General features: G+C 40.6%; 16 protein-coding genes. 3 read left to right on the top strand and 13 right to left on the bottom strand.

Annotated elements, in window-relative coordinates; genetic code table 11:
- Window positions 1-254: 254 nt before the first annotated feature.
- The 4 genes from M3N64_RS13150 to M3N64_RS13165 all read right to left on the bottom strand — a co-directional run bounded on the left by M3N64_RS13150 (window position 255) and on the right by M3N64_RS13165 (window position 6,442).
- Entirely contained in the window at window positions 255-2,645 is a 2,391-nt protein-coding gene (locus M3N64_RS13150) for a glycoside hydrolase family 31 protein (RefSeq protein WP_249103617.1), read from the bottom strand.
- 159 nt (window positions 2,646-2,804) lie between these two features.
- Window positions 2,805-3,833, bottom strand: a complete 1,029-nt coding sequence (locus M3N64_RS13155) for a LacI family DNA-binding transcriptional regulator (RefSeq protein WP_249103620.1) — start codon at window positions 3,831-3,833, stop codon at window positions 2,805-2,807.
- Between the two features lie 356 nt (window positions 3,834-4,189).
- Window positions 4,190-5,428 (bottom strand): beta-ketoacyl-ACP synthase II, encoded by a 1,239-nt coding sequence (gene fabF, locus M3N64_RS13160; protein WP_249103624.1) that lies wholly within the window; start codon window positions 5,426-5,428, stop codon window positions 4,190-4,192.
- 78 nt (window positions 5,429-5,506) lie between these two features.
- Window positions 5,507-6,442, bottom strand: coding sequence for a beta-ketoacyl-ACP synthase III (locus M3N64_RS13165; RefSeq protein ID WP_249103627.1), 936 nt, complete (start codon window positions 6,440-6,442; stop codon window positions 5,507-5,509).
- Window positions 6,443-6,666: 224 nt separating this feature from the next.
- On the opposite strand from M3N64_RS13165, the gene M3N64_RS13170 reads away from it, so the two are divergent.
- Window positions 6,667-6,930, top strand: a complete 264-nt coding sequence (locus M3N64_RS13170; protein WP_249103631.1) for a YppG family protein — start codon at window positions 6,667-6,669, stop codon at window positions 6,928-6,930.
- Window positions 6,931-6,997: 67 nt separating this feature from the next.
- Here the strand turns inward: M3N64_RS13170 and M3N64_RS13175 are convergent, their stop codons facing one another.
- Together M3N64_RS13175 and M3N64_RS13180 are read right to left on the bottom strand one after the other, a co-directional pair.
- Window positions 6,998-7,657: a hypothetical protein gene (locus tag M3N64_RS13175; RefSeq protein WP_249103634.1), complete on the bottom strand. Its 660-nt coding sequence runs from the start codon at window positions 7,655-7,657 to the stop codon at window positions 6,998-7,000.
- 416 nt (window positions 7,658-8,073) lie between these two features.
- Window positions 8,074-8,400: a metal-sulfur cluster assembly factor gene (locus M3N64_RS13180; protein ID WP_023509224.1), complete on the bottom strand. Its 327-nt coding sequence runs from the start codon at window positions 8,398-8,400 to the stop codon at window positions 8,074-8,076.
- 145 nt (window positions 8,401-8,545) lie between these two features.
- Here M3N64_RS13180 and M3N64_RS14225 point away from each other — a divergent pair, with 145 nt between their 5' ends.
- Both M3N64_RS14225 and M3N64_RS13185 read left to right on the top strand, forming a co-directional pair.
- On the top strand, window positions 8,546-8,815 hold the full coding sequence (locus M3N64_RS14225) for a NifU N-terminal domain-containing protein (RefSeq protein ID WP_368389921.1): 270 nt from the start codon (window positions 8,546-8,548) through the stop codon (window positions 8,813-8,815).
- Window positions 8,816-9,072: 257 nt separating this feature from the next.
- Window positions 9,073-10,176, top strand: a complete 1,104-nt coding sequence (locus M3N64_RS13185; protein WP_249103637.1) for an ABC transporter ATP-binding protein — start codon at window positions 9,073-9,075, stop codon at window positions 10,174-10,176.
- 101 nt (window positions 10,177-10,277) lie between these two features.
- Here M3N64_RS13185 and M3N64_RS13190 read toward each other — a convergent pair whose 3' ends face one another.
- From M3N64_RS13190 to M3N64_RS13220, 7 genes are all read right to left on the bottom strand, one after another.
- Window positions 10,278-11,141, bottom strand: a complete 864-nt coding sequence (locus M3N64_RS13190) for a helix-turn-helix domain-containing protein (RefSeq protein WP_249103640.1) — start codon at window positions 11,139-11,141, stop codon at window positions 10,278-10,280.
- A gap of 140 nt (window positions 11,142-11,281) precedes the next feature.
- Window positions 11,282-11,941 carry a beta-phosphoglucomutase gene (pgmB, locus tag M3N64_RS13195; RefSeq protein WP_249103674.1) on the bottom strand — a complete coding sequence of 220 codons (660 nt, stop codon included), beginning with the start codon at window positions 11,939-11,941 and terminating at the stop codon, window positions 11,282-11,284.
- Window positions 11,922-14,240: a glycoside hydrolase family 65 protein gene (locus M3N64_RS13200; protein ID WP_249103643.1), complete on the bottom strand. Its 2,319-nt coding sequence runs from the start codon at window positions 14,238-14,240 to the stop codon at window positions 11,922-11,924. The genes pgmB and M3N64_RS13200 overlap by 20 nt, the downstream gene beginning before the upstream one ends.
- Window positions 14,237-15,115, bottom strand: a complete 879-nt coding sequence (locus M3N64_RS13205; RefSeq protein WP_249103645.1) for a DUF1189 domain-containing protein — start codon at window positions 15,113-15,115, stop codon at window positions 14,237-14,239. Before M3N64_RS13205 ends, M3N64_RS13200 begins: the two co-directional genes overlap by 4 nt.
- 63 nt (window positions 15,116-15,178) lie before the next feature.
- Window positions 15,179-16,030 (bottom strand): sugar ABC transporter permease, encoded by an 852-nt coding sequence (locus M3N64_RS13210; protein WP_023509217.1) that lies wholly within the window; start codon window positions 16,028-16,030, stop codon window positions 15,179-15,181.
- A gap of 1 nt (window position 16,031) precedes the next feature.
- Entirely contained in the window at window positions 16,032-17,339 is a 1,308-nt protein-coding gene (locus tag M3N64_RS13215) for a carbohydrate ABC transporter permease (protein ID WP_249103648.1), read from the bottom strand.
- Between the two features lie 30 nt (window positions 17,340-17,369).
- Window positions 17,370-18,635 carry an extracellular solute-binding protein gene (locus M3N64_RS13220; RefSeq protein ID WP_249103651.1) on the bottom strand — a complete coding sequence of 422 codons (1,266 nt, stop codon included), beginning with the start codon at window positions 18,633-18,635 and terminating at the stop codon, window positions 17,370-17,372.
- Window positions 18,636-18,687 lie beyond the last annotated feature (52 nt).

Raw genomic sequence — 18,687 nt, forward strand, 5'->3', positions numbered from 1 at the left:
CTTGTCTCTATGAATCTATGTGCTCACACCTATTGAATACTTAGCTTACCCGCTGAGTCCGACGGTTTAGCTGTTAAATTTAAAGGGTTTCCACGAAAAATCCTATGTAAAGAAGGGACGTATAGAAAAAAGACAGCTCAAATTCATTTTTGAATTTTAAGCCGTCCTTTTTACAGATATTTAATTTAATTTTCATTGGCCTCTGCGTGCAGGATGTTTTTAACACCTGTTTACTTATTAATACTAATCTTTGGTTACAGTTTAATTTGAATATCTCCTTCTTCTTCAACCGAAAAGAAGGTTTGATTTCCAATGACTTCATACGGGATTTGCTTTCCATACATAGTAACAGCGGATGCCTTTGTGTTATTTAGGAGAAATTTAAAAGAATTATAGTCTTTCTTATAGCCATCATGTTTCTTTTTAATTGATACATGAAGTTCATTTCCCGAATCGCTCTTGTGTGCGGAAAATTCATAGAGATTGAATACACCTTTTTGATAATCAAAACTTTCGCCATCGTCCTGATAATGACTGTAGGTACTGCTTTGTCCTTCTTCGGGCGGGTACACATCCAGCGTCAACTGATCAATCTCTTTTTCACCGACATAGCTTTGTACCGGATAAAGTGGCAAAAAGCTTGCCGCTTTAATATAGATTGGACACAGATCAAGCGCAGCCTCTTTCACAATATAACTGCCACCAGCAATAGTTTCTTTCGTCCAGTAATCAACCCATTGATCTCCTTCAGGCAAATAGACAAGACGTGCCTTAGCTCCCTGCTCTACTACTGGGGCGACAAGAATATTTTCTCCGCACAGAAATTCATCGTTGACCTCATACGTTCTCGGATCATTCTGGTAATGGAGCAGAAGCGGGCGTATCACCGGAAGTCCGGTTGTTTCCTCATTGTGCAGAATATCATATAAATACGGAAGCAGCTGATATCTGAGTTTGATATATTTTCTGTTTATAGATTCCGTCTGCTCATCGAATGCCCATGGTTCCTGATCACGTGTAAAAATGCTGGAATGGTTACGGAAAAGCGGTGTAAAAGCACCAACCTGAACCCAACGTGAAAGCAGTTCTGCTGTGCAGTCAAAACCAAATCCTCCAACATCTGTTCCACAAAAGCTGATGCCACTGAGTCCAAGATTCATCAACATGGGCAATGACATTCTCAAATGTTCCCAAAGACTCTGATTATCACCTGTCCAGACTGTAGAATATTTCTGAGTTCCGGCATAGCAAGCCCGTGTAATCACAAATGGACGTTTGTCAGTGGCTTGCTTGATGCCCTCATACGTGGCTTTGGACATATAATGCCCGTAAACATTGTGAATTTCCCGGTGATCCGTTCGGACACCGTCATTGTTGAATGAAACATCATCAGGCAAAGGACCATTGAAGCTTGCCGGTTCATTCATATCATTCCAGATGCCTGCTACACCTGCATCAGTCATAATTTTTTGGTTGGATGCCCACCATTTTCTGGCTTTTTCATTTGAAAAATCAGGATAGAGCGCGTCCCCAGGCCAGACCTTGTTCACATAAGGAATGCGATCCTTGTCTGTGGCAAAATAATGGTTTTCGATCCCTTGGTCATAAATACTGTAGCCTTTGTCTTTCTTGACACCCGGATCAATAATGGTGACAACCTTAAATCCCTTCTCTTTCAGTTCTTTCAGCGTTCTTTCCGGATTTGGAAACTTTTTATTGTCCCAAGTAAAGACTCGGTATCCGTCCATGTAGTCAATGTCTAGATAAAGCGTATCGCAAGGTATATCTTTTTTTCTGAAGGTGTCTGCAATTTCGCGGAGCCTATTCTCAGGTGCATAGGACCAGCGGCACTGTTGGTAGCCAAGCGTCCATAGCTGTGGCAATGGCGCCGTTCCCGTTAGATACGTATACCCCCCTACCACTTCTTTGACTGAGGGTCCGTATATAAAATAGTAATCAAGATTTCCATCTACCGCTCCAAAAAAGTAATAGTCACTATTTTCTTTTCCCATATCAAATACCGATTCAAAGGTGTTATCGAAGAAATAGCCAAATGACTGTTTTTCTTTCAAAACAATAAAGAATGGAATTGATTTATACAGTGCCTCAAAGCTCTCGACATGCGGAGAAGGATCATCCGTGTTCCACATTTTATAATGGTAACCCTTTTTGTTCAGATGGCCCGTTTTGTCCCCGAGGCCGTAAAAGAACATATCTTTCTCCATCTTCTTCCTGATTTTAATGTTCAGTTTATTTCTTACGTCCTCAAGTTTATGGCCTTCTTCGGCAGCCACGGCGAGGCCATCCCCTGAGCCCCTGCGAATGAACGGAACCGCGTCTCCTCTATAATCCTCACTAAGCACTGTTCCCTCGTGATCAAAAATTGTGACAAAGAATTCATCTGCGATATCGATTACCAATTTTTCCGTACGAATGATTAGTTTTCCGTCTGAATAATGAACGGCAACTTGCCCCGGTACCGGTACCAACTGCTCAATCGCTTTTGACTTTCTGCGCTCACAAGCTAATGAAGCAAAGAAATTTACAATGAATGGTGTTATGACTTGAACGATGACCTCGTCTTGCTCAAACTTAATGATTATTTTATTTCCCTGCTGCTTATGACTTTTGATTTTACCAAACATAAGATTCCTCCGTTCCATGATGGTTTAAGCTTATAATTATTCTCTTTCCATAGGTGTTACGTGACACCTTCAGCGAATTTATATTAGCATACAATTAAAGCGTTTTCAACATTGGAATTCACTATATTTTAGTCTGTGTTCGTCTACTCGTTTAATGTATTAAACAGGTGCCGTGCTGTTTTGAATAACAAGTTCTACGTCCAGCAATATATTTGTTTTTCCAGATGCTTTCTGATGAATCTCTAGCATCAAATACTTAATGGTTAACTTCGCCTTTTGTCGAACATCTTGACCTATAGTTGTTAATTTTGGTCGACATTGTTCTGAAAAAATATTGTGATCAAATCCTGTTATTGAAAGCTCTTCAGGGATACGAATACCATTGTCTTGAAAAATATTCATTGCATCCACCGCAAGATAATCCGAAGTAAATACAAGCCCAGAATAGTCCTTCAAACGAGTTCTAACTAGATTGACTAAGTAATCATGGCGCTGCTTTACGTGGTAGTCCAACCCGAAAAAATCATAATTATGAAATTTTATATTTGCCTCAGTTAATGCTTGTTTGTAGCCAGCAAACCGCTGTTCATCAACTCCGGATAAATGATTTCCGTCAGCGCAAAAGCCAATCTTCTGATGACCTAGTTCAATCAGATAGTTTGTCACATCATAACCGCCCTCAAAATCTTTAAGTCCGATGTTAATATAATCCTTGTTGATCTTTTTTTCATCAACGTATGTATCAATAAAAGCGATTGGTTTCTGCGTCTGTTGAATGAATTTCTCGGCATCCTCAGGAAGTGCACCTAAAATCACCAATCCTTCAATATCCCATGCAGAAGTAAGTTTCAGACTTTCCGACACACTTCCTGAAGTATACAGCATCATAAAATAGCCATTCATGCGAATCTGCTCTTCCAAATAACCAATAATCTGATTGAAAAATGGATCGGAAATAATATTGATCTCTGAACGGCGGGAATAATTTAATATAACACCAATGATTTTCGAACCGTGACGGCCTAAAATTCTCCCACCCATATTAGAAACATAATTATTTTCTTTCAATGCTTTCTGAACTTTTTCATAGTTCTTTGCTGAAACTTTATTCTTTCGTTCATGAATGACATTAGAAACCGTTGTCGGGCTTACCCCTACAATTTCAGCAATCTTTTTTATCGTAATCATGTTGGACCAGCCTTTCGTTGCCGTTTACAATCACACTTAGATAATGCCTCTTGGCACTATTGTTCTTGTAGATATTTATTTTTGAAATGCTCCCATTAAATCGATAAAGACCGTATGATAGGGTTAGTTTAGAAGAAATTTGGCTCTTGTTCAATAGAATTATCCTGAAGATCAATTCATAAACGGGAACTAGAAATCATCGAGATTGTAGTACCGACATAGCTCCAAACTTCATCATGTTGGTACAATCATACAGTAAAAGGGCACCATTTCTTCACTCTTTGTGAAGAATGGATGCCCTTTTAGTTTTTCAACATTCTCGAATCCTCAGAATTACTCTTCAATAATCTGTTTTATTATGCTTCGTATTTCTTAAATACAAGCGTCGCGTTATGTCCGCCGAACCCAAATGAGTTACTGAGTGCGACGTTAACATCTTTTTTCAATGCTTCATTCGGAACGTAGTTCAAATCACAAGCTTCGTCAGGTGTCTCATAGTTAATCGTTGGAGGAACAATTCCTTCTTCCATCGCTTTGATGGAGAGAATCGCTTCCACACCGCCTGAAGCACCTAGCAAGTGGCCAGTCATCGATTTGGTAGAACTGATCGCCAAATCATAGGCTCCTTCACCAAACACTGCTTTGATCGCTTTCGTTTCCGTTGAATCATTTGCATCTGTGCTCGTGCCATGCGCGTTCACGTAATCTACCTGGTCAGTGGACAAATCAGCATCATCTAAAGCCATCTGCATAGCGCGGATGGCACCTTTTCCATCCGGATCTGGCCGAGTAACATGGAATGCGTCACTAGTAGCACCATAACCTGCAATTTCTGCATAGATATGCGCACCGCGTTTTTGGGCAGATTCCAGTGATTCAAGGAGAAGTACACCGGCACCTTCACCCATGACAAATCCGTCACGATTTTTATCAAATGGGCGACAAGCCTTATTCGGATCTGGATTTGTTGAAAGAGCGCGAGCTGATGAGAAACCGGCGAATGACATATTCGTCAATGGGGCTTCACTCCCCCCGCAGAGAATTGCATCATTGTCTCCACGCTGAATCGCCTTGTAGGCACTCCCGATCGAATCGGTACCTGTCGCACAAGCGGTGACAGTACATGAATTAATGCCCTTTGTACCAAGCAGAATGGAAACCTGTCCTGATGCCATATCAGGAATCATCATCGGCACAAAGAATGGGCTGACACGCCGAAACCCTTTTTCAATAGCAACACGCAGTTCTTTTTCATAGGTTTCCATGCCGCCAATACCCGATCCAATCCAGACGCCCGTCCGTTCTGCATTTGAATCATCAATTGTGTAATCTGCATCTTTAACCGCCATCTTCGCTGCCGCAACAGCAAATTGAGAAAAGCGGTCCATCCGAATTGCTTCTTTGCGATCAACATACAATTGAGGATCAAAATCTTTTACTTCACCGGCAACCTTTGCCCGAAAATCATCGGGATTTACCCGTGTAACAATACCAATGCCTGATTTGCCGGCAATCGCATTCGTCCAAGTAGTCGCAACATCGTTGCCAAGTGGTGTTACCGCTCCTAATCCGGTCACAACGACTCTTCTTTTCATTCAATTCTCTCCTTACTATAGGGTATAACTGCCAACTTATAAAATAGGAATATAAAAATGCATTTTGCACACGTTAAGTTATTTGCCCCATTTAAGTGTTAGGGCGCCCCAGGTTAGCCCGCCGCCAAAACCTACCATGACGAGTAGATCTCCATCTTTAATCTGCCCTTCTTCAACTGCGTCTATTAAAGCAAGCGGAATAGAAGATGCGGACGTATTCCCATATTTTTGAATCGTTTTTATCATTTTGTCTTCCGGAATCTCCAATCGTTCTCTTGAAGCTTCCATAATACGGATATTTGCTTGATGCGGAATCAAATAATCAATATCCTCTTTCTTGAGACCGGCTTTTTCAACAACGTTAACAGCCGACTCACCCATCTGACGAACGGCAAATTTAAAGACCTCCCGGCCATTCATCTTGATAAACCTGTCATCTTGATACAAATATTTGCCGCCGCTGCCATCAGCACCTAATTCAAAGGAAAGGATCCCTTTACCATCAGAAACCTGGCCCATAACCGCTGCTGCTGCCGCATCGCCGAAGAGTACGGCAGTGCCTCGGTCATCCCAGTCAGTAATCTTAGAAAGCTTTTCCACACCGACAACCAGAACATGTTGAAATGTCCGGTTATCAATAAACTGTTTTGCTGTAACCATTCCGTAAATAAAGCCAGAGCAAGCCGCGCTTATATCCATCGCCGGAATATGTCTGGCTCCTAATTTGTCCTGCAACATACAAGCGACTGAAGGAAAAGGATGATCCGGTGTGACTGTTGCGACAAGAATCAGATCAATATCTTTCGCTGTCAGCCCGGCATTCTTTATTGCCTGTTCGGCTGCCGCAAATGCTATATCCGATGTATTCGTATTATCATCAGCAATCCGTCGTTCTTCAATACCTGTTCTTGTCCGAATCCATTCATCGGAAGTGTCCATAACTTTCTCTAGATCGATATTTGTAACCACACGTTCGGGAACAAATTTGCCCATTCCCAATATTCCTGCGGACATCCGCAATTCCCCTCTCAAAAACTTAACAGTATATATAATGACTTGGTACCAATATAATACATCAAAAAACATTTGTCCAACAAACGTCCGGATCGTAGGCGGCAATCGGATGCATGAAATCGCCTTCGCATCGGGCGAATGGAACACACATTCAATCACTTGAGGGCATAAGATACAGTAAGAAAATCTATCGATTCACCAGATTGTGAAGGGGGGAAACCTTGATGCAAACAGGCCCAAATCCAAGAGACAGTCACTTTGATCCTTTTACTTATCTGATGTTCGGCTCACAGATACCGCCGGCTCAGCCGATGCAACCCATGCAGCCGGCCCAACCTGGATTCTTAAAACCATTTCTAGGTCAGGATGGCCATATTGACGTAGGCAAAATGATGAATGGTGCAAGCCAGCTAATGACAGTCATCAACCAGACAGCACCCGCAATCAAGCAACTGTCTCCATTGCTTAACTTCTTTAAGAAATCATGATGAGCTTCGAACCGAAAAAGAACTGATCGAGAAACCCTCCAGGTCCCGTCAGTTCTTTTTTCTGTGCTTACAGCCATGTTTTGTATTGATCCGGAAGCAGACCCCTGATTTTTTCATTAACTTGTGCATCAGGCTGCTGTCCACTTTTATAATGCACGACATCAAGACCTTCATGATCAATTTCCAATAACCCATTTATAAGCGCAGCAATAGACTTCCCATTTTTGCGATCCGTCAGCAGATTGAGATCAGTGCGAAAAATGATGGCCTCTTTCCTCCTGATTTCCCGCAACAAATGGACAAAGAAAAGTTCCATTTTATTTGCGGCATTTCCAATTGCTGAAACAGGATGAACCGGTACTTTATCGCGCAGCGATGCGTCAGATTCTCCGAGCACCTCAAGCGAAGAAAGAAACAAGAGATTTTGAATAGATGTAGAGGAAGCTAGCGTGTTTCTTATCTTATCCTTCAATACCTTATTTCGTTCGCTATCCAACCGGAACGTATCGGCAATAACCATACACTCGAAGCTGTTCTCCCCTTTTTGTCGTTCACTACGAAACAATGCGTTGCGCCCCAAAAAGAGTTCGTTCTCTTCCTCCTGTTCCACTTCGTTGGTGGATACAGCTGAACTTACGGACACAACATGTACGCCTTCTTCCAGTAGACGTTCCGATATAGGAAACCCAAAGGGTGAGAGCCCGCCAAAAATTAATGCCTGTTCCATGATCATTCCTCCAACACTAAGATGTGCCAAGTATCGGTTGCGCGTTTGCTTTCAATCCTATGCCTAGGCAACTACAATCATCACCCATGAGGTAAAATCCGTAAGATTAACGTCCGTGCAAATAAAAAATCAGAGCGGAAAATATGCTTACCACTCTGATTTCATCTACTTCAAATATAGTCTGTTCGAAAAGGAGGACAAAGGATAGGTTTACAGGATGTGATGACTTCGGCGTTACTCACAGGAAGTGAGTGCTGTTAGTCGAAGGTCCCCTGTGAATATGTGAGGAGCGGAAAAGCAAGTTGACACAGAGAACTTCCGCAGGATGCGGTGACTTCTGCGTTATGTACAGGACGTACATGTAATTAGCAGAAGATCCTTCTTCCCTTTCCCGGACTTTTCGAACATCCTCTATATTATTCTGAAAGCCCGAGCGCGATTCTCGCGTAACGGGACATACGCTCTTTCGTCCACGGCGGATCCCAAACAAAGTTCACTTCGACTTCATTGACTTCTTCAATTTCACCAAGTGTCCGCTTTACATCGTAGGAGAGTGTAGCGGAGAGAGGACATCCCATAAATGTCAGAGTCATCGTCACAACTACATTATTTTCTTCATCTATATCCACACCATAAACAAGGCCGAGATTGACAATATCCACACCAAGTTCCGGATCGATAACGTCTTCCAGTGCCTCGAGTACGCGATCTTTCAATTCTTCATTAGAACTGTTTTCAGCCATTTAAACCCCTCCTTCCTCCCGCTGACTACATTCAGTATACCCGATTGCATGGTGTATTTCATCCTTCAAGAATCTTTACGAGCCTTTCCCAGCAAACATGTATATAATACAAGAAGAAATTCTTGCTCAGGAAAGGAAATCAACGATGCAATTTAAAGCAACTTCTACACCAAATCCAAACGCCATAAAATTCACTACCGATCAGGCTATATTTGCCGGGCGAATTGAAATAACAAAGGAATCGAAGCCAGAGTCCCTACTGTTAAAACATCTAATGGCAATCGATGGTATTGACAATTTGTTTTGCTATAACGACTTTCTTACGGTCTGTAAGTTGCCTTCAGTTGAATGGAATCAACTTATTCCACAGATCGAGACTGTACTTGGTCAATTAACATTTTCCAAGAGCAAATAAGTCTCACTATCCTGACAGTAATTGAGCGTATTTAAAACGATTCATTTGAATTACAATTGAGTCTCATGGTCATCGGATAATCCTAAACTTAGCATCTGTCATTCTGTTATCGGTAACAGAGTCATTAAAAGAAGCCATAACGCACCAATCCATGCAAACTGCCCAATAAAATCCTTAATGATTCAGACATTTTGACATTTTTATATGTAATCGTTTTCACTACAATAATAGTATCAGATGAGAAGGAAGTGGGAAATTTGGCTGAGCTTTCATTACAACATATTTATAAAATTTACGATAACAATGTTACTGCAGTCACCGATTTTAATCTCAATATCGCTGACAAAGAATTTATCGTCTTTGTTGGTCCTTCAGGTTGTGGAAAATCTACCACCTTACGTATGGTTGCAGGACTTGAGGATATTTCAAAAGGAGAATTATTCATTGACGGTAAAAAGATGAATGATGTCACCCCTAAAGACCGGGATATCGCAATGGTTTTCCAAAACTATGCGCTTTATCCGCATATGACTGTTTTTGATAACATGGCATTCGGGCTTAAGCTACGTCGAGTGTCCAAGGATAAAATTAAAAAAAGTGTAGAGCATGCTGCAGAAATCTTGGGTATTAAAGATTACTTAGACAGAAAACCGAAAGCATTATCAGGTGGGCAAAGACAGCGTGTTGCTTTGGGGCGAGCAATTGTACGTAACGCTAAAGTCTTCTTGATGGATGAACCGCTTTCAAATCTCGATGCTAAGCTTCGTGTACAAATGCGTGCGGAAATTGGGAAAATTCATCAGGAGCTTCAAGCAACGATGATTTATGTTACACATGATCAAACAGAAGCAATGACCATGGCCTCCCGAATTGTTGTCATGAAAGATGGGGTCATTCAACAAGTGGGTACCCCAAAAGAAGTATACGACAATCCTGAAAATCTATTTGTCGGCGGCTTCATCGGTTCACCACCAATGAACTTTTTCCATGGAAAACTACAAGGTGATCATTTTATCGGAGATGACATCGACATCCTCATTCCAGAGGGAAAATTGAAAGTGCTTCGGAGTCATGGAGTACTTGATCACCCAATAATCATGGGTATCCGTCCTGAGGACATTCACGATGAACCAGTATTTATTGAATCCAATCCTAATAGCGTGATTCAGGCAAACGTCATCATTGCGGAATTAACCGGTGCAGAGTTTATGCTCCATTCCCGGGTAGGCAGCCATCAATTTGTTGCTCGTGTTAATGCCCGTACGCAATATCGGCCAAAAGAAAAAGTTAAGCTTGCGCTTGATGCCAATAAAACTCATTTCTTTGATCCAGAAACCGAAAAATCACTAACAAAAATGTAATGGATCACTGAATATAGCGGTTTATAATGAAAAATCCGAGAGAAGAGGATAATCTATATCATCTTCTCTCGGATTTTTCATTCATAAGAAATCTTCATCACTTATAGAGTTGACATATATGCGATGGTTAAGCCATCCATCTTTCTAAGAGATATTCCAGTTGCTTCATAGAACTTATCCATACGGTATTGAAGTGTATTTCGGTGCATATACAAATGCTTTGCTGCAAGGCTTATATTTCCCTGGTATTCCCAGACAGCATGAATAATCGCAACCCATGTATCATCTTCAGCAATTATCTTACGTACGTCTTCCAAGGTGGAATATTTATTGAGATGGGGTTTGAGCAGTGAAAAAAGCTCGGATTCGACACAAGTCACATTCTTCACATTAGCTTCTGCAATGGTCTTTTCAAACAGATGAAGTTCCTCTAAGAAGATTTGTTTGAGTTGTAGTGAAACCGTATGCCTTAATCCTATTTGAAAGGAACATTTTACTGCAAAATCATTCGCAAGAGTATTGGCAATCGCATCTAATTCCCCCTCAGAGAGTAGTACGGGCTGTTCAACGATGAATCCTCTTTGTGATGAGAGATAGACAAATGACGTATTGGAATCAAAGAACCCTTTCAAAGCATCATGCCATTCAAGCCGGTCAGCGTTATTCAAGGGTAGGTTTAGGTGAAAATAAATGATTCTTATTTTCCTGTTTTCATCTGTATGGTTAAATGCATGATCATTAATCAATAAATCATACCAATATTGAGAAGCCGGTGAATAATTTGGAGGTATTTCTTCACTCAGCAACGTTTCTATTAATATACGTTCTCGATCGGTCAATTTTTCCAATGGAATGGCAATGTAATATGGTTTGTTATAAAAATAGATTGTTCCCCTTTCAGGTTGAAAAGGTATTTTTTTGTATAATGTACCCGGATAATTTGCGATCAATTGTTGAATATTCAATTGATCCCCTCCTCTCTCTGATTCTCAATTTATCTTAAATATTCATACCTAATTAATCATAATCATCCCAAAAAGCTGTATTCATACCCTCTTATGAATACAGCGCTATGACCTGTGAACTTGGTCATTTAATTCTATTATTAGTTATGCTTGAAATGAGAAAACAGTGCGTCTATGGTCAATTCCGTTGTCGATGCAACACGAAAATGAGCACCAATATTTTCTGGAACGCCTACACCTACAGCAAACATTCCGGCAGCAAGGATGGATTCAATACCTGCAACAGAGTCTTCAATACCAGCACATTCTTTTGGATCAATTCCTAACTGCGCTGCTGCCGTCAAAAATATTTCCGGATCTGGTTTTCCTTTCCGGAGCTTGGCAGGATCAACAACTGAGTCAAAGAAAGTATCAATCTTCAGTCGTTCAAGAATAAACGGGCCATTTTTACTTGCAGAAGCAAGCGCAATTTTTATTCCTTTTGACCGCAAGGCTGTTAACAATTCACTAATTCCAGGAAGTAGCTCTTTGGGTGTAATCCCTTGGATTAACTGCCTATAATCGTTATTTTTTTGTTCCGCCATCTGTTCAAGTTGAATCGATGTAAAATGATGATTTGACAGACCACCATATTCTAGGATCCTTTTGAGTGAATCCATTCGTGAAACACCCTTGAGTCGTTCATTAAACCGCTCATCTATTGAAATACTAAGCGTTGATGCAAGACGTTTCCATGCCTGAAAATGATATTTTGCAGTGTCAGTAATTACACCATCCAAATCAAAGAGTACTGCTTGCATCATCTACACGCTCCTCATGATCAGGAATGTTAACCGCAAATTGATGATCAAGATTAATATGCTGCCCATAGACTGTGATTGGTAATGGATCTCCTGACAGTAATTCCAAAGTGATTCGCTTACCCGTAACATTCACTTTGATTAAACGGCTGCGGTAATTAATTTTGAAAGCATAGGATGTCCAGCCATCAGGAAGAAACGGCGCAAACGACAGCGTTTCACCATTTGTTCTCATTCCTGCAAATCCTTGAACAATCGCTAGCCAGCTACCCGTCATCGATGTAATATGCAATCCATCTTCTGTATCATTATTATAATTGTCCAGATCTAGTCTTGCTGTACGTTGATACAGTTCAAGCGCTTTCTCTTTCTTACCAAGCTCAGCTGCTAGAATTGCATGGACACATGGCGATAAGCTGGATTCATGAACAGTAAGCGGTTCGTAAAAATCAAAGTTCTTCTCTTTTTCTTCTATAGTATAGTGATCATTCAAAAAGTATAACCCCTGAAGAACATCTGCTTGTTTGATATAACACGACCGAAGAATTCGATCCCATGACCAGTGCTGGTTAATCGGGCGTTGATCAGCCGGAATGGCAGATACAGGTTTAATGTCTTTATCAAGAAATGTATCGTGTTGGACAAAAATGCCCAATTCTTTATCTTGCGGATAATACATCCGCAAGATAATATCTCTCCAATGAGTGATTTCCTGATCGGATAAATTGAGTGTATTGTATTTTTCTTTGCTGATCGATTCAAGTGCATCAATTGTATACCCGAGTGTCCAAGCTGCCATCGTATTTGTATACCAGTTGTTGTTCACGTTATTTTCGTATTCATTAGGTCCGGTGACACCATGAATCATATATTTTTGAGCACGTTCTGAAAAATGAACCCGATCTGCCCAAAAACGACTAATCCCGACCAAAACGTCAATACCAGCCTCTTCAATATAAGCTTTATCACCTGTGTAATTAACATAATTGTAAATAGCGTAAGCGATGGCGCCATTTCGATGAATTTCTTCAAAAGTAATTTCCCATTCGTTATGACACTCTACGCCAGTGAACGTAACCATTGGATAAAGAGCTCCTTGTAGCCCTTGCTGTTTCGCATTGTGATAAGCACCATCTAATTGCTTATATCGATAAAGGAGCAGCTGCTTGGTCACACTCGGATCTGCTAATGCCAGATATAAAGGAACGGCATAGGCTTCCGTATCCCAGTATGTCGCACCACCGTATTTCTCACCAGTGAAACCCTTAGGTCCAATATTCAAACGGTCATCCTCTCCGTAATAGGTAGAAAAAAGCTGGAACAGGTTAAATCGAATCCCCTGCTGTGCTTCATCATCCCCTTCAATAGAAACATCCGCCTTATTCCATCGATCTTCCCAAGCTGAGCGATGCTCTTCCTTTAGCTCATTATATCCATGGGCCAACGCTTGAGCTAACAATTCTTCTGCGCGAGTCATCAGCAAGGATTGATCATAATCTCTGCTTGTTGTCACTGCAATGAGCTTATCCAATGTCGCCTCTTCGCCGATTTCGAGGTGATACGTGTACTCATGAGCGACATAGAGATTTTTTTGAAAGATTGTTTTTTCTGCTTGTTTATCAGTTTCTACACCCATTGAGGCACAAACTGAGAAAACAGGAACACCAAATGAATTATCAATGGTTCTAACGGTAAGAGCCGAATGGTCTTCTTGAGACTTTCGGTCGGTCTCTAACCAAAACATTTCATCATAATTCGAATCTTCATTTCGCACATAACCATCAAGAAACGGAACTATTTTAATTGTAACATTTTCCGATAATGCAGCGACTTGGAAGCGAATCGCACAAATTTCTTTCTTAACAGCACTCAAAAAACGTTCTGTCTTAACTTGAACTTTCTTATTATTCTTTGAAACAATATAATTACGTCGTAAAATGCCTTCATGCATATTCAGTTCAAGAGAAAAATTCTCAATCTCATCTCGATAAAGATCAACCTCTTCTCCATCAATAAATAATTTGATACCGATTAGATTCACTGAATTAATGACCTTACCAAAATACTCAGGATAGCCGTTTTTCCACCATCCTACACGTGTTTTATCTGGGTACCAGACACCAGCAATATAAGTGCCTTGGTGATGATCACCAGAATACGTTTCTTCAAAGTTACCTCTCATACCCATATAGCCATTGGCTATTGAAGTCATACTTTCTTGTAGACGGATATGTTCTTTATTTAGGTGATGCGTCGTTAGCTTCCACCCATCAATATCGAAAAGCCTTAAATTACTCATTTACGATCATCTCCTAATACTATCAAATGTCGACTTTTGACTTTTCGGTTATTTTGAAAATGTGTTTTCCAGAATACGAGTGAAATAACCAGAACAAGCCCAACCGACTGAATCATAATTAAAGATCCATAATCGAATGAAAACAGAGATAGAAGCAAAGCTGCGATTGTTGGCCACCCTGATGACATGATCACTATAGCTGCAGCTTCGCGTAACGACCGAATATCCGATATCTTCGAATACTTTGTTAGCCATAGAATGAAGGTCATGGCACTCATAAGAATGATGTTAGAAACCAGCAAAGCTGCAAAACTAAGTAGTGATACAACAGCTACATAGATTGGCTTATACTGAGCCATCCATAGTTCGGAAACAAGCGTCTTAACACCGCCCTTGTGTCCTGTTAATGATAAATCCTTGTGTTTCGGATAGTCGATCACAAATCCATATCCGTTTTGATCGGTAAGAACTAAATGATGGTTCTGGAAAACCAAAACACTCTTATATCCACTAACGCTATGATGGTACCGACTTCCTGAAACCTTTAGCGTATTTTTTGGATCCGTTGCGACAAGTACACGATTGTCAACCATTTTTTTAGCTTCCGCAGCACCGGTTAATTCGCCTTCTTTAATCGCTCCATCCAAGCGAACATTTCCAGTAACTGTCCGGTCTACGGTCGGTGCAACCAATGATAAAGGAGCTTGTGTAACCGATGAAAGATGTATTGAAATCGGCATCATTAAGCATCCATTGATGAACAGGAACAAGAAGACAAGTTTCCACCATTGAAAGCGAGTTCGCTCCTCAAAAATGCGCTTCAGACTGCTCATTGACACGAGATAATTAATTGGGAATCCTTTTTCTTTTATCATCACATTTTCACCTTGCACACATTATATTTCTTTTACCCACTACGCTGATCATACGCCCGATTATTATCCTTTCGTTCCTCCTGCTGTCAATCCGCTTTGGAAATTCCGTTGTAGGAGGAAAAATAAAATAACGATTGGAATTGAGATTAGGAACGAACCCGCCGCGAACATGGCAACACGTTGATTGGTCGGATCAGCGATGAACTGCTGCAGCCCAACAGCAACCGTCATATTTTCTGGTGATCGAAGCAGAAATGCTGATAACAAATAATCGCCAAATGGGCCCATAAAAGCCCAAAGTGCCTGAACAGCAATCATTGGCATGGCTAGTGGTAAGTTAATTTGCCATAAGATACGTAAGTGACCGGCACCATCAATGCGTGCGGATTCATCCAAATCACGCGGTATCGTATCGAAGTAACCTTTCATCAACCAGGTGTTCATCGGAATACCACCGCCAACATAGACCATAGTTAGGAACCAATATTGATCAAGACCGTTGATAATCAGTCCAAGCACAAAATATGCAGTGAGTGCTGCCATCGTCGGAACCATTTGAATGACTAGAAAAAAGATTAACCCATTTTTTCTTCCTTTAAATCGATAACGACTATACGTGTAGCCTGCGAGTGTGACAATGATGACTTGAATAATCATCGTTGAAACTGCAATAATCATCGTATTCTTAAACCACGTCAGATAGAGGGTCTGAGTAAAAAGCTGCTGAAAATTGGCCAGCGTCCAATGCATGTGCAAATCGAGTGTAAATGCAGTCAAATCACTAGCGTTAAATGCAGATTGAACCGTGATCAGTAATGGGTATATGATAATAATGCTGAGCACGATCAGAAACAGATAGGTCAAGAACCGACTGAAAAAACGATTAAATTTTGTACTGCTAAGTATGCCTCTCATGTTACATCATCTCCTCATTACTGAAAGCATGCGTTTTCTTGAAAGTGAGTAATGACACACCGATGACAATAATTGATATGACAATAGTCACTGCCGAAGCCAATGCATATTGAGGTGATGTTCCCGTTGTTAGTTTGTAAATCCAGGAGATCAAAATGTCGGTAGAACCCGCACCGCCGCCAACATCTCCCGGTCCTCCTGAGTTGAACAAATAGATAATCGAGAAATTGTTGAAGTTGAATGTATATTGAGTAATGAACACAGGTGCAGTGGCAAACAAGATCATTGGCAGTGTAATTTTTGTGAATTTCTGAATGGCGTTAGCACCATCGATATTGGCCGCTTCATAGAGATCATCTGGAATTGATTGCAATACTCCTGTCACCATGACAAATATATAAGGAAATCCTAGCCATGTTTGAATCATAATCAATGCGGTTTTCGTCCAGAATGGATCTGTTTTCCATGGTATGTCTGAAACATGAACGAATGGGATATAATTTAATAAACCTAAGACCTGTTGATTGATCGCACCAATACTATCATTAAACATGTTTGAAAAGCTCATAATGGTGACAAACGCTGGTATTGCCCATGGCAGAAGAAAAATGATGCGGAAAAATTTCTTGCCAATGATAAACTTCTGATTTGTAATTACGGCTGTCAGTATACCAAGAGTAATTTGTCCTGTTGTCGCCAGAAGCGTCCAAATGATCGTCCAGCCGAGCACACTCACAAATGTCGAACGGTACGCACTTAGAAAGAACATATTTACGAAATTCTGCAACCCTACCCAGTCAATAAGTTTTGCCGGAGGAATATGATAAAAATCATAATTTGTAAACGCCATCAATAGAGTTATCAAAACCGGAAACACAATGACAAATAACATAACAAAATAAGCAGGGATTGTGAGCAAATAAGGAAATCCATTTTCCCAAATATTTTTTAACATCGAGCGTGCAGAACGATTGACATAGCCCAATGTATTGAATTGCTTAGCCACTTGTCTTGCATCACTCACATTAAGTATGAGTACCATCAAAAAGACAAAGGTGATAATGATTTGTAATGTTCCTTTTACAAGTAAGAAAAGGGAATGGTCCCGAATTGGAACCGTTCCCAATGTGACAAAACCTTGAAAAGCAGGTATCCCAATAGTGACAAGTTCAATTAAAAATGCAACGGTTACAGCAAGAAAAACAAATCCTTTTAGCTGCTGACCATTATACATTTGTCCTAATCCGGGAATGAGGGACAACAAACCTGCTTTCCTAACACTTTTTTTCTTAATATTTTGACTTTCCATGGTGTTCCCCTCACTTTGATCGAAGCTTAATTATTGATCTTTGTATTTTTGGGCGATTGTTTTGTGCAATGAAGACACAGCATCGTCAAGAGTTTGTTTTGGTGATTTTTTTCCTGAAGCAGCGTTGAACATTGCCGGTTCCATTGTTTTCCATACTTCTGCCACTTCTGGAATATTTGGCATTGGAACGGATGAGTCATACTGCGAAATAACAGCCTTGGCAAGCTGATCATCGCTGTTGTTAACCTTTGCTTGTGCATCAGGATTGACTGGAATTTCATTTGCATCTTTATAGAACTTATAAGCATTCGTTGCATTTGTTGCATACGTCAACCATTTCTTTGCAAGGCTAGGGTTCTTGGTGTAAGCAGAAGCAACCCAAGCCTTACCGCCTGCAAATGGTTTATATTCCTGACCATTTGGCAATGTTGGAATTTTGGCAACACCATAGTTTATTTTTGCTTTCTTATAAACGGATGCTTGCCATGGCCCATCGATTACTGCACCGGCTTTTCCTTTAACAAATTGATTGGTTACAAAATTGCCTGAAGCTTTCACATCCTGCATACCTTTAGGCCATACTTTTTGGAACCAACGTGTCGCATAAGTTACTGCCTTAATTGATCCATCGTTGTTCAGCCCAATATCCTTTGGATTTGTACCGTTATTTCCAAATACATATCCTCCGTAACCGGCATAAAGACCATATGCATAATAGAAATCAGTCCATTTCATCAAGAAACCCGTATTTTTACCAGATTCAGATGAAAATGCAAATCTTTTGTCTTTTGCTAGCGCTTCCAAATCTTTGAATGTTGTAGGGGCTTTCTTAACCAAATCTTTGTTGTAGTACATAACAAGCGCTTCAATAGTCAGCGGAACACCGTAATATTTCTTTCCATATTGAACTTGACGATGTCCTTTTTCATTCAGGAAGCTGAGCATGCTCTTGTCAATGGAGAGTAATTGGCCTTGTTGACCAAGATTACCAACACGATCATAAGGAGCAAGCATGACATCCGGAGCCTTACCCGCTGGTCCGTCCAGATTCAGTGCAGTTAATTGATCGAACATCGGTTTCTTAACAACTTTAACCGTAACGTTATTTTCTTTTTCAAACTTCCCTTTAATGCTGTTTACGAATTTAGCATAAGCTGAGTTCGATGAATCAACGGAAACGGTCAACGTTTTTTTTGCACCGTTACCGCCGCTTGATCCTCCTGAGCCACATGCTGCTAGTGTGAACACAAGCCCAAAAACAAGGATTGCAGATACTATTTTTTTGATGTGTTTCATTTCTCTTTCCCTCCCTTTTAACTTACAAGTTTATTATAAGTTAATAATGTAA

The sequence above is a fragment of the Sporolactobacillus mangiferae genome, assembly GCF_023336505.1.
Classification (GTDB): Bacteria; Bacillota; Bacilli; order Bacillales; family Sporolactobacillaceae; genus Sporolactobacillus; species Sporolactobacillus mangiferae.

Excerpts from the sequence above, each read along its gene's own strand:
- M3N64_RS13150 (WP_249103617.1), bottom strand. The coding sequence starts at position 2,645 with ATGTTTGGTAAAATCAAAAGTCATAAGCAGCAGGGAAATAAAATAATC.
- M3N64_RS13155 (WP_249103620.1), bottom strand. The coding sequence starts at position 3,833 with ATGATTACGATAAAAAAGATTGCTGAAATTGTAGGGGTAAGCCCGACA.
- fabF (WP_249103624.1), bottom strand. The coding sequence starts at position 5,428 with ATGAAAAGAAGAGTCGTTGTGACCGGATTAGGAGCGGTAACACCACTT.
- M3N64_RS13165 (WP_249103627.1), bottom strand. The coding sequence starts at position 6,442 with ATGTCCGCAGGAATATTGGGAATGGGCAAATTTGTTCCCGAACGTGTG.
- M3N64_RS13170 (WP_249103631.1), top strand. The coding sequence starts at position 6,667 with ATGCAAACAGGCCCAAATCCAAGAGACAGTCACTTTGATCCTTTTACT.
- M3N64_RS13175 (WP_249103634.1), bottom strand. The coding sequence starts at position 7,657 with ATGGAACAGGCATTAATTTTTGGCGGGCTCTCACCCTTTGGGTTTCCT.
- M3N64_RS13180 (WP_023509224.1), bottom strand. The coding sequence starts at position 8,400 with ATGGCTGAAAACAGTTCTAATGAAGAATTGAAAGATCGCGTACTCGAG.
- M3N64_RS14225 (WP_368389921.1), top strand. The coding sequence starts at position 8,546 with ATGCAATTTAAAGCAACTTCTACACCAAATCCAAACGCCATAAAATTC.
- pgmB (WP_249103674.1), bottom strand. The coding sequence starts at position 11,941 with ATGCAAGCAGTACTCTTTGATTTGGATGGTGTAATTACTGACACTGCA.
- M3N64_RS13200 (WP_249103643.1), bottom strand. The coding sequence starts at position 14,240 with ATGAGTAATTTAAGGCTTTTCGATATTGATGGGTGGAAGCTAACGACG.
- M3N64_RS13205 (WP_249103645.1), bottom strand. The coding sequence starts at position 15,115 with ATGATAAAAGAAAAAGGATTCCCAATTAATTATCTCGTGTCAATGAGC.
- M3N64_RS13210 (WP_023509217.1), bottom strand. The coding sequence starts at position 16,030 with ATGAGAGGCATACTTAGCAGTACAAAATTTAATCGTTTTTTCAGTCGG.
- M3N64_RS13215 (WP_249103648.1), bottom strand. The coding sequence starts at position 17,339 with ATGGAAAGTCAAAATATTAAGAAAAAAAGTGTTAGGAAAGCAGGTTTG.
- M3N64_RS13220 (WP_249103651.1), bottom strand. The coding sequence starts at position 18,635 with ATGAAACACATCAAAAAAATAGTATCTGCAATCCTTGTTTTTGGGCTT.